Here is a 16,062-nt window from a genome sequence, read left to right as displayed (position 1 = left end):
CTCTAAGGGTCCCTTAGGGACCCTTTGCAAAGCCCCCTTTAACGACGTCTCTTCATTCGAAAACTCTTCTTTCCCGTTCGACTTTTAAACAAGCCTTTGCGGGCCTGATTGGAGTTTGCTGGTTTTTCCTTCGCTGCAGGCAAGGCCTTTGGGTTTTGGCTAAGCTGTGACCCAGGCTGTGGGCTTAGATTCGACTTAGACAAAGTATTTTGGTAGGACGACTTCGCTTCTTGGGGCGTACTGCCATAGCCACCAATGCCTGTGGCACTGCTTTGCCCAGGCTGCATCACAGGTGGTTGGTAATAGCGAGGCTTATTAAAGAAGGCATTACCAATCATTTGCCCTGCCATCGCACCTGCTGCACCGGCGAGAAACGGTGCCCACATAGACTGTTCTCGCATCACTTGACCATCCGCACCAACAGTTTCATTGACGAGGTCAATGGTAAAGCTCTTGCTCATATATAGAATATTGCTATCGCCTCGGATCTCAACCTTCGCCTCTTTTGCGTCACCCTCGCTGTTGAGCTGTGCCAGCTGAAGGTTACCAATTTCTAGTGGTTGCTTGACACAGCTTTGGGCACCCAAAACGAAAAGCTCATACTTTTGAGCACTGCGTAAAAAGGTTGCTGTTTGCACATCGTATTTGCCAGGATTGATCTGGCAGTGCTGGGGTCCTTCAGCTTGCTTTTGCTGCGGACTGCAGGCTCCTAGGAAAACACTCAGAATCAACAGATAACGCTTCATAACTCCTCCATGGATCAATCTTATCCGTTCTGTGTTATCAGAGTATTTTAGCTTTTTCTAGCAAAGTCGTAATGTTAGAAACTCAGGTCGAAAGAAACTTCTCTGCAAAGTGGCAAGCCACTTGATGGCCACTGTCGCCGCTCCCCATAAATCGCAGTGCTGGCTCTTCCTTAGCGCAACGCTCCTCGGCCATATAGCATCTGGTTCGAAACCGGCATCCACTCGGCGGATTGATCGGTGACGGCACGTCGCCCTTGAGTTTGATGCGCTCCCGTTTCACCTTGGGATCAGGGATAGGTATTGCTGAAATCAAGGCTTGGGTATAGGGGTGCAATGGCTGCTTGTAAATCCGTTCAGCATCGGTTAGCTCCACGATCTTTCCTAAGTACATCACTGCGACCCGATCTGAGATATGTTTCACCACGGCGAGATCATGGGCGATAAATACATAGGCAAGATTGAGTTCTTTCTGGAGCTCAAGCAGCAAATTAACCACTTGGGATTGGATTGATACATCCAACGCTGATACAGGCTCATCGCAGACGATGAGCTTAGGGTGCTGAGATATGGCACGGGCAATACCAATTCTTTGGCGTTGCCCTCCTGAGAACTCGTGAGGATAGCGATGTGTATAACTACCTGGTAGCCCCACTCGTTCTAGAAGTTCCACGACACGAGCCTTCCGCCCTGCTTCATCAAGGTTTCTGTGGATGATAAACGGCTCTTCTAGGATCTGGCCTATGGAGTGTCGCGGATTAAGCGACTCGAACGGATCTTGGAAGATCATTTGCAAATTGCGTCGCACCCCCAGCATCTCACGATGACTTAAGCTGCCTAAGTCTTTGCCACCGAACCTAACCTCACCAGATGTAGCCTGGTGGAGATTCAAAATTGTTCGGCCGACGGTCGACTTACCACACCCCGACTCACCCACTAAGCCCAGCACTTCCCCTGGCTTGACATCAAAGCTCACTCCATCAACTGCATGAACCGTTGCCACTTGCTGATAAAAAATCCCACCGTGAATGGGAAAGTGTTTTTTCAGGTCCTTCACTTCTAGCAGTGTCATTCTGATTTTCCTTCTTCAATCTCTTGCCAGCGAAAGCAACGTACTTGATGGTCACCGCTCACCTGCTCAAAAACCGGCGACTCTTCCTTGCAGCGGGGGATGGCAAACGGGCAGCGATTTTCGAAGCGGCACCCTTGAGGCATGTTTTGCAGTGATGGCACCATTCCTTCGATGGTCTTTAGCTGGGTTTTGCGCACCTGCTCCAACCGTGGAATGGATGCTAGAAGGCCCTGGGTGTACGGATGGTGAGGTTTTTCAAAAAGCCGGTCAACAGGCGCTGACTCTAAAACCTGACCGCCATACATAACGATCACATCATCACATACCTCAGCAATCACACCCAGGTCGTGAGTGATGAAAATGACCGACATACCTTGGCTTTCCTGCAAGTCCTTCATCAGATCTAAAATCTGAGCCTGGATAGTGACGTCCAAGGCCGTCGTCGGCTCATCTGCAATCAAGATTTCTGGTTCACATGCAAGAGCCATGGCAATCATCGCTCGTTGGCGCATACCGCCAGAGAGTTGATGGGGATATTCTTTGGCTCGCTGCTCTGGCGAGGGAATTCCAACCTTATCAAGAAGAGCCACAACGCGCTCTTGGGCTTCTTTGGGATTTAAACTTGGAAAATGCAGATCGAACACTTCTTGGAGTTGGCGCCCAACTTTTTTGACTGGGTTTAGAGCGGTCATCGGCTCCTGAAAGATCATCGAGACCTGGTTGCCACGCACCCTATACATCTCTGCTAGGGAGAGTTTTGTGAGATCCTTCCCATGAAACTCCACGACTCCTCTCTCAATACGTCCCGCGGGCTTTGGTAGCAAGCCCATGATGGACAAGGACGTCACCGACTTGCCACTTCCTGACTCCCCAACGACTCCAAGGGTTCTTCCCTTTCGAACTTCAAAACTGACTCCGTCCAAAGCGGTTAGTTTACCAGACTCGGTTTGAAAGCTGGTGACCAGATCTTGGACTCTCAAGATCACGTCTGACAAGGCTTGCTCCGTATTGATTGGCTTAATTGAATGGGTAGAGTAGCAGATTTTTTTTGGTGAGGCAGTTGGAGTTTACGAAATCAACGGGCTCTACCCAATAGCCCTACACAGCTGCGGAAGATCCATTTGTACTAGCTCCCGCCCCCGAGTCACTCGACCTAATATAAATTATTAATTTTATTAATATAAACAAGTCTAAATCACATCATTTTTTCAGCCAAAGATTTTCATCTTAAAAAAATCCGCGTATAAAATAGCCCTAAGATTATTGAGAAAGCCCAAAAACTTTACACTCAAAAAGCCCAAGATCAAGCCTTTACAAGTGAATCATACTGCACGCGTAAGGATCTGTTGCAGTCCTTACTTCTGGCTAAGAAATCTTCTTAGCAATCTGCCGCCTCGGTACCGAAGAGAGTCTTAGATGGAGGAAGTGAAATGAAAAAAATTGTTTTCGCAATTGCGATGTCGTTTGTGACGACAACATATGGTCAAAGTAAGGACGATCGCGTTAATGTTATGATCTGCGAGAATGGATCATGCCGTGTCGAACAGATGAGCCCAATCGATGGAGATCTTCGAGCTGCTAAGCTTATTGAAGAAACGATGGTTCGCTCTCTTAAATTAGAAGGACTCCGTTGTGAACATCACACCACGCAAAAGAAAAACTATGTACAGTATAAGCTGGAGTGTTTCGAAGCACTGGAGCGAACGGAACGATATGTAATTCTGGTGCCTGATACCAATCAAGCTTCACGAAAGCTCGGTCGTCTTTTCAAGAAGTCGTTGATCTCAAAGCTGAGCCATCTCGTGAAAATGCACGATGATGGCGAGAAAAAAATATAGCTACCGATTGAACTAGCCAAAAAATTCAATTAACGACCGATCCCAAGGGGTCGGTTACTCTCTACCTGCAATCGCGCATGAGACGCATTAGACGCCTGCTTGGGAACCAGAGGCACGACTTCAATCGTATTCATTCCACGAAAGCTGTAAACCATACTACCCCCTGGCTTTAACTTCACATACCGCACCTTTTCCGAAAGATTGTCATAAATCGCAATGGTAAAGGGAATACTTCGTCCTCGCTTTGATACTGAGGTCAGTTTGATAGTCTGCTGACGGTCAGTCGACGTGAGCCTAACCTTTGTATCTAAGGGAACCAGAGTTAATGCTGGGCGCGGCAGTGTCACCGATTTCCCCCTCGGCAGCTGGGAAATTTCGAACGCTTCAGCAAGAGGCGTCCAGCAAAAGCTCAGAATCAGCGATAAGCATTGAATAAAACTAATATTTATTCTTCCACTCATGGAACTATTCCTCCTTTTGGGATCTTTATCATTTTAGTCTGAAATGGGCCTTCTTCCCAGCCTCAATCACAAGCTCTTGATTTTTCTTTTCTAATTTCGACTTAGAGTCTTTTTTCTAATGAAATTTTGATGAATCCCGAAACCTCTTCTGAGACTGGCAGAGACATTTATCTCATTGTACAGGGACGTATTTGTGATGCGACTAACGACTTTCGCCATACTTTTATTTACAAGTTCGACATCAGCTTTTGGTATTCAATATCATATTGCTGATTTTGATATACCCTCTCCGACCCTACTCGGTTTTTCTCATCCTAAGTTATCCCCACACTTACGCACAACGTTAAGTTTGCGCAACTCTAGTTCTAATGCAAGCGCTTTAGAGGTTTTAACGCATGCAGGTTCCCCATGGGATACCTGCTCCATCCAAACCAAAAAATTATGGGTCGGTCAGAGGGCATATCAACATCAGCGATTTCATATCATCTGTCACGGGCTGCCGGTTTACGGGGCTTTCATATCCAGTCATGGACGCCGTGATCAAGTTGTCCTTGTCCAGGGAGCGATTCCTGGTGCAGGTGCCTCCTTTGATTCGAGCGAGGGAGTTCTCGACGAAGCGGTGGTCCGTGAACAGATGATATCTTATTCCATGGTTCAACCAGGCAAACTGGTCTACTACTATATACATGGCGAAAATCACCTAGTGCCAGCTTATCTCTATCGGTTTAAAGACGAGCGAGGGCTGCCTTGGGAAGGCCTTTACCACGGGTTTACAGGGGAAGCCCTAGCCCATGTACCCCTTCATCTGCAAGCCTATGAAGGCTTTTCTTTTCTTGAGAATCCCCTCCAATCCGAACTCGAAAAAGTAAGCATTGAAAATCTAAGCACCGATCAAGATCACCTTGATGGCCAAAGGTTCTCAGTATACGGTGCCGATATCCTGAGCGATCGAGCGGTTGCCAGCGAAAACTTATTCGACTACGACCCCGAGAACGAAGAGCTTTTCGATCAGGTACAAGCCTACTACACTCTCGAACGGGCTCGTGAATTTTTTGGACAGTACTTTCCTTTGGAAGAGGATCCAAGAATTGACGTTTTCACTCACACTTACCTCGACAACAATGCAATGTACCTACCAGCTATCAGCGAGCAAGATGTCGGTTCGATCCATATTGGGGTTGCTGATAATATTTTTATGCAGTACCTGAATCGCGATAGTGACGTTCTAATTCATGAGTATAGCCATCACATTATCTATAAGTTTCTCACAGCCACTTGGGGCGAGTCTCTAACCTTGCATGAAGGAACTGCTGATTTTTTCGCTTATGTTCTAAATGACGACCCGTACCTTGCAGAGTCGATCCTAGTTGGCAGCCCATACCTTAGAACTGCAGAGATTGAGTCAGATAGAAAGCACGACCTCGAAGCAAGTTACCGTGGTTCTCATCTTCTGGGTCAGTTTTGGTCAGCAATCCTATGGGATCTTTATCGAGACCTAGGTTCTGATGCATTGGAAATTATTACAGATTCTCTTAACTATTGGCCAAGCCAGGCTCAACTCTCTGACGCTGTGCTAGCTCTCGTGATCTCGGACAAGGAACTGAAAGATGGCCAAAATGTTTGTAAAATTCTAGAGCTTAGCCTCGATCGGGGTCTCTATGAGGCCGTTTCCGTTACGGGCAATCAAGGCTGCGATCTGAAAGACAAGGAAATCATTCGCTTTGCGACGGAAGATTCTAACGATCAATCCGAATTCGATAACGACCTGGCTTGTGGTGCTATTGGCCTCAGAGGGTCGTCTTCGTGGAGTCTGCTATTGTTAACCCTGCCACTGCTTCTATGGATTAGAAGGAGTGGGAATGAAGCTTGAGAAAATTCTCAAAGTAGCGGTCCGTGGCGGTGCCAGTGATGTCATTTTAAAAACCGGTTCAATTCCCAGATTTAGATTTAATGGCGAACTCCTTACTCTGACAGATGGGGAAACCATCGATGCTGCTCTCATGCAAGACTGGATCAGTGCTCTGGTGCCTCAACACCTGAAAGTAAAGCTTCATGAATTAGTCGATCTTGACTTTTCCTATACCACTTCCGAAGGTAATCGATTTCGTGTCAATTTATTTAGGCAGATGCAAAAATATGGTTTGGTATTGCGAGTCATCAACTCTCACATCCGAACGATGGAAGAGCTCCAGTTGCCGTCGATAATGAAAGAGTTTCCTAAGCTCCAGCGTGGTTTAATCTTGGTCACGGGCGCTACTGGCAGTGGCAAGTCGACAACTTTAGCTTCGATCATCGAAAAAATCAATACCACCAGAGCTGCTCATATCATAACAATCGAAGACCCCATTGAGTTTGTTTTTAAAGAGAAGAAAGCCACCATCAATCAACGAGAGATCGGCACTGATACACTAGACTTCGAATCAGCTCTTCGTAGCGCCTTACGACAGAATCCTGATGTCATTCTTGTGGGCGAGCTTCGTGATCGAGAAACAACGGAAACGGCACTCATGGCTGCAGAAACAGGGCACCTAGTTCTTTCAACGCTTCATACCATGGATGCTGTGGAAAGCCTCACACGGCTTCTGTCGTACTTTCCTCCTCATCAACACGATTCGCTGCGCATCATGCTTTCTCAAACACTCAACTACATCGTTTCCCAAAGACTGATTCCAAAAGCTGACCAGCGAGGGCTTGTTCCAGCTATGGAAATACTTGCCTCAAATGAACTTGTTCGGGAAGAAATCCAAAAGGGAGAAGACTTTCGAATTCTTAAAGATGCCATTAGAAATGGCAAGCGCTCCTACGGCATGCAAAGCTTTGATCAGTCTCTATTATTTTTCGTAAAGAAAGGTATCATTACTGAGCAGACAGCAATCCAGCATGCTACCAATAAGAAAGATTTAGAGCTAGCTCTGAGAGGCTTTGGTCAAGGCTAGGGCGTTGCGCAATTCTCATCCCTTTGAACAAATTTCAGGCATCTCTTGCAGAGCCACTAGCCGTTTACTTTCCAATACTGAGGTAGTACGTATTCGAAATCGAAGTTATCCAGGTCTACGGTAGGGTCCATCTTCGGCTTCTTTAGATTTCTAATGATACCTTTAAGAACAACATCACCGATGAAATCAAACTTGATCTTAATATTGGGAGCTTCATCATTGTAAACGAATTCATCGCCCTTCTTACGACGAATCACCTTCAAAGCCTCTGGTATCGCAATGCAAGCACCACCAACGGATAGATCTATCAGTTCGGCCTTGATCTTGATCACCTTACTATTTGTCGCCTTAATCGTAATCGCTTGGATAAAACAGTTGCTAAACTTCACCCGTTGATGCTTGCGTGTGCTTCGCTCTACGGAGCTTAGCAGACGCCAATCATCTATATTGACATTCGTACTTTCTGTCCCATAAACAACCTTGTTGATGTAATCAGCTAAGACTTGTTTTTCCCTGTCTTGGCCACTATCACAAAACTCTATCGATATTCGCTTTAAGTCGGTATTAAGGCTTTCTGGCCTCTGTCGATTAAATCCCATTGCAAATTCCCACTAGAGTCCAACAAAAACTGGTCTCTTTTCGACCAAGAGCATTGTTTCTTGAGAGAAAGGATTGTTCCAGAATGATCCCAGAGGTTTAAAATAGAGGTACTAAATTGTTACTTTTTCTAGGGAAATTTTGTTAGCTCATTTCATCACGTCAAAGTTTGCAGAATTTACCCGTAAGCCATGAAGATTCCAAGCCATAGGCCTAAGAATCTCCAATCCCCCAATCTTACTAGAAAAAATATTCTCGATAGCGTTCATCTGCCTGATCCTCAAATAAGATCCGGCAGGCTTCTCGAAGTCCTGGGGCACTTTTGATGGTGTCGTGAGACACAACCAGCGCAATCTTTGACCGACGCCGCAAGAAATCTTCAAGTTTGGTAATCATCTCAGATTTGGCGGCATAATGTAGCTCAGCACGGATGTACTCGGCTTCTTCGATCACCAAGTCTGCCATGCGAATGTCTTGCCGGATATCTTCCAGAAGCTCAAGAGCTCGCATGCCGTATCGTCTCCATAACCTCACCGACAAAGGTTCAGAGCTACTCACAGAAGTTAGCCCGTCCAAACCAATCAATCGTGCCTGCTTTTGAAATTCGCGCCAGACCGCTTCGTCTGGCTCGCCATACCACATGGTCTTGGCTTGAGGAACATCGATATTCATATCAATCATGATGTCCACTAGCTCTTCACCAATATTGATGCAATCAGTAAGCTTGCCACCGAAAATACTGACGTGGCGTCGATCCCGATCGACTTCAATCACATGCTTACGGGAAAGGTTAAGCCAATCGCCATCATCCTGATCACCACCTTTTTTCTTCACCACCAGTGGTCGAACCCCGCAGCGTTCAGCGATAATGTCATCGCTGGTCAAGGCTTGCTCAAGATTGAGTCGTTCGTTGATATTTTCTAGAATAAAGTTTCGATCCTCCTCAGTCACCCTAGGCGGCAAATCCGAAACTCTAGTGTCAGTGGTGCCTATACAAGACCGAGGGCCCATAGGAATCACAAAGAACATCCGACCATCGCTTGCAAAGAATGTTAGAACATGACGAACTTGACTCAACTTTCGAACGATGAGATGAACTCCCTTCGAAAACAGATGCTGGTGCTGAGTTTCTATATGGCTGTACTGATTGAGTTGATCTACAAAAGGGCCAGTAGCATTGACGATAGACCTAGCTTTTACCACAAACTCTTGGTTATGAATAAGATCCTTAACAAGAATATGCCAAAGTTTATCTTCGTCACTGTACTCCGAGTTCTGGACTTTTGTATAGTTGGTTGCCGCACAGCCATAATCCATCGCTTTACGAACAAACTTAAAAACAAAGCGAGCATCGTTATCAACGAGATATGAGTCTGAGTACTCCAGTCCACCTTGGGTATTGTCAATCTTCACAATCGGCTCTTCTTTTCGGATCTGTCTTTTAGACAACAGCCTTGGAGGCTTGGTGAAGAAGCGCCCCATGACCCAGTAGAGACAGGAACCAAGGAATACTAAGAGCCTTGGCTTTCTAAATTTCTTAGGAAGTGTTGTAAAGAATCTGATCTCCTTCACCTGACTTGGAAACGAGCGAATCAGGCGATTACGAGAGGCACAGAGATTCCAGACCAAGCCAAACTCGTAGGACTCCATATACTTAATACCGCCCCAAGCGAGGTTGGAGGATTCCTGACTTGTATACGAGGCAAAGTCCTTCTTTTCCACGAGGGCAACCTTGCTCCCTTTAGCCGAAAGAGCAGCTGCAGCTACAGAGCCGTTGATCCCTCCGCCGACCACCAAAACATCGAAAATTTTTGATTTTAGCTGACTTAGATTCGATTCCCGAAGTGACAAACTACACTCCATTCCTAGGCAGAATTATATTTAAGAAACTCTATCATGTTGTTATCCATGACAAAAGGGGGACTTTTTGAGCTGCAAATAAATAAAAATCTTTCGCGAAAAGGCAGACGTTAGCCTAGTTTAGAATCAAACCTGCCGTCCAGATCACTTTTAGTTTTGCTCAAAACCTTTAAAATAACTAGCCATTTTCACAGAACTGGCAGCATATCCGAGCCTCTTTAAAAGATTTGGTAAGGATTAAAGGGATGTTCCGATACGCAGTAGGTACCGTTGACGAATTGTATTGAGTACGTCAGAATTTAATAGAGGTTTCAGCAATGGGTGCCAAAGAAGACAAGAGCCCAAGGAACTACTTCCGCTTGGAGTACCCCAATGAAGTGCGACCTAGGATATTCATCGACAAAAACTCTTATCCTGTCATTAACCTCTGTGAAGGAGGAGTCAAATTTGCGATAGACCCTCGCAAGGACGACGTCGAAGCGGAACGAGTGCACGAAGCGGTCATTGTCTTCCACAATTCTGACCAAACTGAAGTCATTGGTAAGGTCATTCGCTCAGAAAAGGACTCTGTTGTTTTGAAACTCTCTGAAGGAGTCCCCTTGCAGCAGATTATGGCCGAGCAACGCTTTCTGCTTAATAAGTATGGCACACTCCGTCGGCCTCTCGAAGAAAAATAGTTTCTTCCTCCCTCTGGTCCCTCAATCGTTTTGAACGTTTAAATACGGAACAATTATGACCCAGTCCGACTCGTCATCGAAGCTTGGTATCTATCCCATTCTTGTTGTGTTAGGGGTTTTGACGACTTCATTCCTTACGGTTCTAGGCATTTGGGGAGATGAGGAGATCCACGTTCACGCCCGGGTATTGCGTGACGCCGCGCCGCTGGACTATAAAGACGAATTCAACACCTCTCTACAAAACGCTATTATGAACAACTTCGGCCCTGAGCTTTGCAACCAGCCAAATCGCTTTTTTTCCAACTTCGAAATCGCTGGTTCTGCACTCACTCCTGTTCTGGAATCGATTTACTGGAATGAGAACCTCTTCGATCTCGAAAAGGAGGCCTATCGGCGCTGTGAAGCTCGTCATATTAAAAATACAGTGCTGTCATGTTTTCTATTCAATCCACAGATGGTTGACGATATTCCCGGTTTTTTGGGTTCGTCTCAAGTATTTGTGGAACTCTACCTGCATTTTCGTGATGCCAAGACACGGGCGACCGTATCCTGCCAACAAGCTCTTACAAGACAAGAGACCCACCTGACTGCCTACTACAGCTTATATTGGAACCAGTTTGAAGATTCAGAGCTCGTACCATACCGATTGACGGGGGGATTTCGAGAAGTGGTTCGTGGCCAGCTTGAAGCTCGGATCGTAAACTGAGGTGACGCGAAGGTCACCCCGAAAGAAAGGACTACAGCTACAGCAGGGTCTTAAACCAGCAAGCTGGACGAACCCCTACTTCTGTACCACTTGTTCTTGAGCAGGTATGAGCTAGCGAATCTCGCTCACCATCAGCACCATTGCGACGACTGCCTAGTGATTTGCCTGGAATGGTGAACGGGTCCCATTCAGCATCACAAAGAGCACCTGCCATGTAAGTATCGAGGCGACACTGCCCCGCTGGATGAGAGTTATCTGTGCGGCTAACCTTGCTCTTCGAAGGTGTCTCGAAAGACACAGTTTGATTGCGTAGTGCCGAGAGCAAATCTGCAAGTGCCTTACCACCCATCATGGAACGGTAGCAAAGATCCTGATCCACTTCTAAAACCCAGACCTTATCACATAGTGCCTTAGGGAGTGGATCGACAGATGCTCTAAACGAAGCATTTATATCAACTTCATCGCGCCATAGCTCGCGGGCACAGCTGATCGTGGAAAAATAGTCAGACTGCCCTTCGTTAGCGGCCCATGACGATGAGTATGGATAGCCACCCAAATGATGACCAAGCTCGTGACAAAGGACGAGAGCAAAGCCATCAATGGTTACTTCTGGACGCCGAGCGAGGCCTCCGTACATATTCACATTCCAAGATCCAAAAAACTGGCTGGCACTAGCATTCACAGTGCTGTCTGACCAGCGACGATTGATACGAAGACTAGCACCGAATGCATCTTGGATCAGGGGTTTGTAGTAAGCTTCAGCCTTGTCAATAGCCTCGTTGAACTGCTCCTCCGTAACATTTGATTGGAGAACCGTATCCTCCAGGTGTAGGGTGTTGGGTGGTAGAATCGTTGCGTGTGCGCTGCCTGCAATTAAAAACAATGCAGCCATGGCTCCTAGATAATGAGTGAGCATCTTTCTTCCTTCCTTATTCTGAACTATTTGAAAAAAGTCTAACCCATTATTAAATTGGTCAGCCAGCCAAACCCAATTTACCAATATTTAACCAGTCTCCCAAAACAGGTCTTAAACCCCTTGAATGGACCTCAATTTGTGCTTTATTTTAGACTTAGCTAACTTTGAGTTTTTTCCTACTATCCTGTACTCTATGAAGGCCTTTGATGATGAACTTCGCTCTAGGAAGCCTTTTTGGTTTCTGCCTGTTTTGGATTCTTTCAGATTCTTTTTTTATGTTTTGTCTGCGTTCCGTGACTTTGTCACTGTTTGGTAAGAGTGAGTTTTTCGATCAGCAAGAACAATTGCTCAATATCGAGCAAAACTCATCTTGGGCGAACCTGGGCTATTGGTCTAATACCAGAAGCTACCCCCAAGCTGCTAAGGCCATGGCTGTGCTACTTGGAGAGAGGTGTAAATTAAACTCACATGATAAGGTGATCGACATTGGTTTTGGCAATGGTGATCAACTTTGCCTTTGGATCGAACATTTTCAAGTCAGGGAGGTTCAGGGGTTTAACATTTCCGAATCTCAGAATGCTCTGGCTCGAAGAAGAACCCGCGCCTTAGAGCGAGTCAATATCTTTCAGGGCAGTTTTCAGCAAGTCCCCACCGATACAAGAGTCGATAAGATTCTGGCCTTAGACTGTGCCTACCACTTTCAGTCCCGCGAAACTTTTTTCAGCTTCTGTCACAAGACTCTTAACCCGGAGGGCGGTATTGGCCTCGTCGACCTCACCGTAAACCTTAGCCAAGTATCTTTCATAGAAAAGGGCATGGTTCGGTTGATGGCAGCAGCATCAAAAATCCCTTTGGAAAACCTAGTGGATCGCTCCACCTATGAGAAACAGCTCTCTGATCACCACTTAGAGCTCCTCGAATGGGAGGATATATCTGAGCAAGTCTTTAGTCCCTTTTCTCAATTCGTTGCACACCACCACACAGAATTCGCTAGCTGGAGCAAACCCGACCATTGGTTTAAGTACCGGATCAGCGCCTGGGTTCTCCAATGGCTTTACGAGCGTCGCCTGATTTCCCTTGCGGTCATCATAGCTAAGCAAGGAACTAAATAACCGATTTTATTAGTTATAGTAACTAGAGAGCAACAATTAGTGGAAAGTTTTTAGCGAGTTTACAAAATCCACTTGAAACTATCCACAAAGTACGCTATTATGACTCAGCCATAAGGCTTGTCTTGAGGAGTTGTACTATGTTGTTGAAGTTGCTGCCATTAACCCTATTGCTAGGATCTCTAAACCTCTCTTGTCAGAATGCGGAGTTTAAAGGTGTTGAGAAAAACAACGCTGAAGTTTGTGAGTCTGGAGAGGTTTACACAGGAGCGAATTTCCTGTTTCTTGTCGATAATTCAAGGTCAATGATCGACACCGACTGCCCTAGCGGAGACTCCGCTAATTGTGGCCCCACCAATCGCGAACGAGCAATTCTTTCGGCTTTCGATGCACTCACCGAAGCCTTCGTGTCTAGTGACCGTGACGAAGCCATCAGCTCTATAGCCATCGCTCGCTTTACCCCAGACAATCGGAATCAAAGCTTTGAAGACATGCCTGCTGAGAGTTATATTAGCGTCGAGTCATTCCCTGAAAATCGCTCAATGTTAGAACAGCGGCTTTCATTTACGCGCTCACCAAAAGGCGATACTCCGTATTTGAATGCCATTCTCTGGGGTGAAAAATTTGTCAGCGAAGAAACATCTGCCAACGGTCGCAAAAACATTCTTGTGTTGGTGACTGACGGCGAACCAACAGACAAAAGCCCAAAGGAGGTTCGTGAGAAAGCTGAAAGTTTGGATGCTCCTATCATCACCATCCGTGTCAACCAAAGTGGGCTGAACATGGAGCAAAGACGGGATATTCACCAGGGTGTGATTCAGAAAAACTATTCTCAGTGGACCACTGAGAATTACGATAATCTCAATCTTTACGTGGATGACTTGATGAGCCTCCCTCAGGACATTTCGAGCCGGGAGATCATTGAAATTTCGTCTGTTGCAGAGCTGGAGGCTAAGATCTTTCAAGACATCATTCTTGAAACAGTTCCTTGTCTGCCAAGCAAATAACTATCTAAGCAAGAAAGCCCTCCGAAAACAGAGGGCTTTTTTCTACTTCTTCCGGCGTCCTTTTGTTCCCGTTGCAGGCGCTTCTACCGAAGCACCTGGCACTTGAACTGGCTTACCGTCAGCCGCCTTCTTATCATCTAGGAGGCCAAACTTATCCTTCACTTCCAATTCGATGCTCTTAAACACATCTGGGTTCTGTGCCAAGAACTCCTTGGCCTTCTCGCGTCCTTGACCCAATCGCTGATCCTTGTAGGAGAACCATGCCCCCGTCTTATTAACAACATCCTTGCTCACTCCAAGATCAAGAACGTCGCCAGTTTGCGAGATTCCCTCGCCAAACATCACGTCAAACTCAGCTTCACGGAAAGGCGCTGCCACCTTATTCTTGACCACCTTCACACGTACTCGGTTTCCAACAACCTCATCACTCTGCTTGATGGCTGCGATTCGTCGGATATCCATACGAACCGATGAGTAGAACTTCAACGCGTTGCCACCCGTGGTCGTTTCAGGGCTACCGAACATCACTCCAATCTTCATCCGAATCTGGTTGATGAAAATGACTGTACAATGAGAGCGTGCGATCGAAGCTGTCAGCTTCCGCAAGGCCTGCGACATCAACCGCGCTTGCAGACCAACATGGTGATCCCCCATCTCCCCTTCGATTTCAGCCTTAGGCGTCAGCGCTGCAACGGAGTCGACAACGATCAGGTTAACAGCGTCACTTCGGACTAGCATATCCACAATCTCAAGAGCTTGCTCACCAGTATCCGGCTGGGATACCAAAAGCTCCTCAAGGTTGACACCGATCTTCTTAGCGTAGGATGTGTCGAGAGCATGCTCAGCATCCACAAACGCGGCAACGCCGCCAGCCTTTTGAGCTTCAGCAACAGCATGCAAGGTTAGCGTCGTTTTACCACTTGACTCTGGACCGTAGATCTCGACAATCCGCCCCTTAGGCAAGCCGCCCACGCCAAGAGCCATATCTAAGGACAAAGCTCCGGTAGAAATAGCTTCCACCTTCGATGCTGCCCCATCAGCCGTTCCAAGGCGCATGATAGCACCTTTACCAAACTGCTTCTCAATAGAGCTAACCGCTGCATCAATCGCCTGGACACGCTCTTTAACATTTTCCATTACCATGGCCTTAGACCTCATAAGTAAGTTTTTTCGAATCCCTTAGAGGCTGCCGAAAAGCCCAACCTCTGCGTTATGTATCGATAAAAAGTTTTCTTTGCCGCTCACTATCTTCAGCTCTGATAGACCTTCGCCAAGCTCTAGAGCTTTAGATAGACTTCAAACCAAAATTCTTTTCCTAAACCAATGCTCTACCAGCCGAGCAGGCTAAGACACCGGTGCCTCTATCTTTTCTAGCCGCTCCAGATTGAGCAAAGTGCCCCCAACCACTGCGAAAGGATATAGGAATATCTGCAAACCGGGGATCGTCAACCAAAGACCTAGACCCATGATCGACCAAAAATCTTTCAGCGCCGCCTCACGACGCTGCCGGAAACTTTGGCCACGCCTCGCAAGTGGGTAGTCGTAGAAATCCCAGCCAATAAGGAAAGCTGTCAGAAAAACAGCGACAAAATTAACAATAGGAAGGAGCATCAGAACTATGGATACTCCGAGAATTGCGACAATCTTCTTCAGTTCCTCTGGTATCAACTTTATAGATTCCCAGAGAGAAATCTCAACCACTTTTCCTGTTTTGTCCCGCTCCACTGCAGCAGAAACCACCTCGTAGATAGGCGCTGAGATGATGTTAGAAACAAGCAAGCCACTAACGAGTGTTAGTATGAAAATAATCACCGAGGCGAAAAAGCGCGCAACGTTAAAAGCAATCACCCATAGAAAGCTTTCTCCTGGCTCGAACAAGACCCAGTCATAAATAACGTCCCGGTGCTCCCAAAAGCTGCTGAACATTAGAACCACAGACAGGATGCCAATGAAGGAGGGGATCAGCAACATCATGAGATACTTAGGGTTCTGCCTTAGCCAAGACATTCCCAACCAATACGTTTTGAGACCTTTTGATAACTGAGCAACGGGATTTGCCATTATTTCACTTTCATCGCAACTGTTGACATAGGCACCACAACCGAAAGTGCTCGCCTGACGTGGCATTCACTATGAATCG

General features: G+C 46.5%; 16 protein-coding genes. 7 read left to right on the top strand and 9 right to left on the bottom strand.

Features of this window, described 5'->3' with window-relative positions; translation table 11 throughout:
- Positions 1 to 38: 38 nt before the first annotated feature.
- The 3 genes from B9N89_RS13810 to B9N89_RS13800 all read right to left on the bottom strand — a co-directional run bounded on the left by B9N89_RS13810 (position 39) and on the right by B9N89_RS13800 (position 2,810).
- Positions 39 to 746 carry a hypothetical protein gene (locus B9N89_RS13810; protein ID WP_132319235.1) on the bottom strand — a complete coding sequence of 236 codons (708 nt, stop codon included), beginning with the start codon at positions 744 to 746 and terminating at the stop codon, positions 39 to 41.
- 82 nt (positions 747 to 828) lie between these two features.
- The gene (locus tag B9N89_RS13805) at positions 829 to 1,815 is read right to left on the bottom strand and encodes an ABC transporter ATP-binding protein (RefSeq protein WP_132319236.1); all 987 of its coding nucleotides are present in this window, start codon (positions 1,813 to 1,815) and stop codon (positions 829 to 831) included.
- Positions 1,812 to 2,810, bottom strand: a complete 999-nt coding sequence (locus B9N89_RS13800) for an ABC transporter ATP-binding protein (protein WP_200820718.1) — start codon at positions 2,808 to 2,810, stop codon at positions 1,812 to 1,814. The genes B9N89_RS13805 and B9N89_RS13800 overlap by 4 nt, the downstream gene beginning before the upstream one ends.
- A gap of 435 nt (positions 2,811 to 3,245) precedes the next feature.
- Between B9N89_RS13800 and B9N89_RS13795 the strand changes: the two genes are divergently transcribed.
- Positions 3,246 to 3,653, top strand: coding sequence for a hypothetical protein (locus B9N89_RS13795; protein WP_132319240.1), 408 nt, complete (start codon positions 3,246 to 3,248; stop codon positions 3,651 to 3,653).
- A 29-nt stretch (positions 3,654 to 3,682) separates the two neighbouring features.
- On the opposite strand, the gene B9N89_RS13790 is transcribed toward B9N89_RS13795, so the two are convergent.
- The gene (locus B9N89_RS13790) at positions 3,683 to 4,114 is read right to left on the bottom strand and encodes a hypothetical protein (protein ID WP_132319242.1); all 432 of its coding nucleotides are present in this window, start codon (positions 4,112 to 4,114) and stop codon (positions 3,683 to 3,685) included.
- A gap of 193 nt (positions 4,115 to 4,307) precedes the next feature.
- Between B9N89_RS13790 and B9N89_RS13785 the strand changes: the two genes are divergently transcribed.
- Both B9N89_RS13785 and B9N89_RS13780 read left to right on the top strand, forming a co-directional pair.
- Complete coding sequence (locus B9N89_RS13785; protein ID WP_143478184.1) at positions 4,308 to 5,984, top strand: gluzincin family metallopeptidase; 1,677 nt, start codon at positions 4,308 to 4,310, stop codon at positions 5,982 to 5,984.
- Complete coding sequence (locus tag B9N89_RS13780) at positions 5,974 to 7,050, top strand: type IV pilus twitching motility protein PilT (protein ID WP_132319246.1); 1,077 nt, start codon at positions 5,974 to 5,976, stop codon at positions 7,048 to 7,050. Before B9N89_RS13785 ends, B9N89_RS13780 begins: the two co-directional genes overlap by 11 nt.
- Before the next feature lie 56 nt (positions 7,051 to 7,106).
- Here B9N89_RS13780 and B9N89_RS13775 read toward each other — a convergent pair whose 3' ends face one another.
- Complete coding sequence (locus tag B9N89_RS13775) at positions 7,107 to 7,649, bottom strand: PilZ domain-containing protein (protein WP_132319248.1); 543 nt, start codon at positions 7,647 to 7,649, stop codon at positions 7,107 to 7,109.
- A 238-nt stretch (positions 7,650 to 7,887) separates the two neighbouring features.
- A complete protein-coding gene (locus B9N89_RS13770) occupies positions 7,888 to 9,498 on the bottom strand; it encodes a glycerol-3-phosphate dehydrogenase/oxidase (protein WP_200820717.1) in 1,611 nt (536 codons plus the stop codon).
- Positions 9,499 to 9,824: 326 nt separating this feature from the next.
- Between B9N89_RS13770 and B9N89_RS13765 the strand changes: the two genes are divergently transcribed.
- Positions 9,825 to 10,184 carry a hypothetical protein gene (locus B9N89_RS13765; RefSeq protein WP_132319252.1) on the top strand — a complete coding sequence of 120 codons (360 nt, stop codon included), beginning with the start codon at positions 9,825 to 9,827 and terminating at the stop codon, positions 10,182 to 10,184.
- Positions 10,185 to 10,239: 55 nt separating this feature from the next.
- On the top strand, positions 10,240 to 10,890 hold the full coding sequence (locus tag B9N89_RS13760; protein WP_132319254.1) for a hypothetical protein: 651 nt from the start codon (positions 10,240 to 10,242) through the stop codon (positions 10,888 to 10,890).
- Between the two features lie 37 nt (positions 10,891 to 10,927).
- Here the strand turns inward: B9N89_RS13760 and B9N89_RS13755 are convergent, their stop codons facing one another.
- Positions 10,928 to 11,806, bottom strand: a complete 879-nt coding sequence (locus tag B9N89_RS13755; protein ID WP_132319256.1) for a hypothetical protein — start codon at positions 11,804 to 11,806, stop codon at positions 10,928 to 10,930.
- Between the two features lie 206 nt (positions 11,807 to 12,012).
- Between B9N89_RS13755 and B9N89_RS13750 the strand changes: the two genes are divergently transcribed.
- Both B9N89_RS13750 and B9N89_RS13745 read left to right on the top strand, forming a co-directional pair.
- Positions 12,013 to 12,918, top strand: coding sequence for an SAM-dependent methyltransferase (locus B9N89_RS13750; RefSeq protein ID WP_132319258.1), 906 nt, complete (start codon positions 12,013 to 12,015; stop codon positions 12,916 to 12,918).
- A 137-nt stretch (positions 12,919 to 13,055) separates the two neighbouring features.
- The gene (locus B9N89_RS13745) at positions 13,056 to 13,922 is read left to right on the top strand and encodes a VWA domain-containing protein (protein ID WP_132319260.1); all 867 of its coding nucleotides are present in this window, start codon (positions 13,056 to 13,058) and stop codon (positions 13,920 to 13,922) included.
- A 42-nt stretch (positions 13,923 to 13,964) separates the two neighbouring features.
- Here the strand turns inward: B9N89_RS13745 and recA are convergent, their stop codons facing one another.
- Both recA and B9N89_RS13735 read right to left on the bottom strand, forming a co-directional pair.
- On the bottom strand, positions 13,965 to 15,080 hold the full coding sequence (gene recA / locus B9N89_RS13740) for a recombinase RecA (RefSeq protein ID WP_279433273.1): 1,116 nt from the start codon (positions 15,078 to 15,080) through the stop codon (positions 13,965 to 13,967).
- Positions 15,081 to 15,266: 186 nt separating this feature from the next.
- Entirely contained in the window at positions 15,267 to 16,049 is a 783-nt protein-coding gene (locus tag B9N89_RS13735) for an EI24 domain-containing protein (RefSeq protein ID WP_132319262.1), read from the bottom strand.
- Positions 16,050 to 16,062 lie beyond the last annotated feature (13 nt).

This window comes from Pseudobacteriovorax antillogorgiicola, from assembly GCF_900177345.1.
GTDB classification, from domain to species: Bacteria; Bdellovibrionota_B; Oligoflexia; order Oligoflexales; family Oligoflexaceae; genus Pseudobacteriovorax; species Pseudobacteriovorax antillogorgiicola.
Note: the sequence above shows the minus strand (reverse complement) of the source record. Positions and strands in the feature narration are given on the sequence as shown.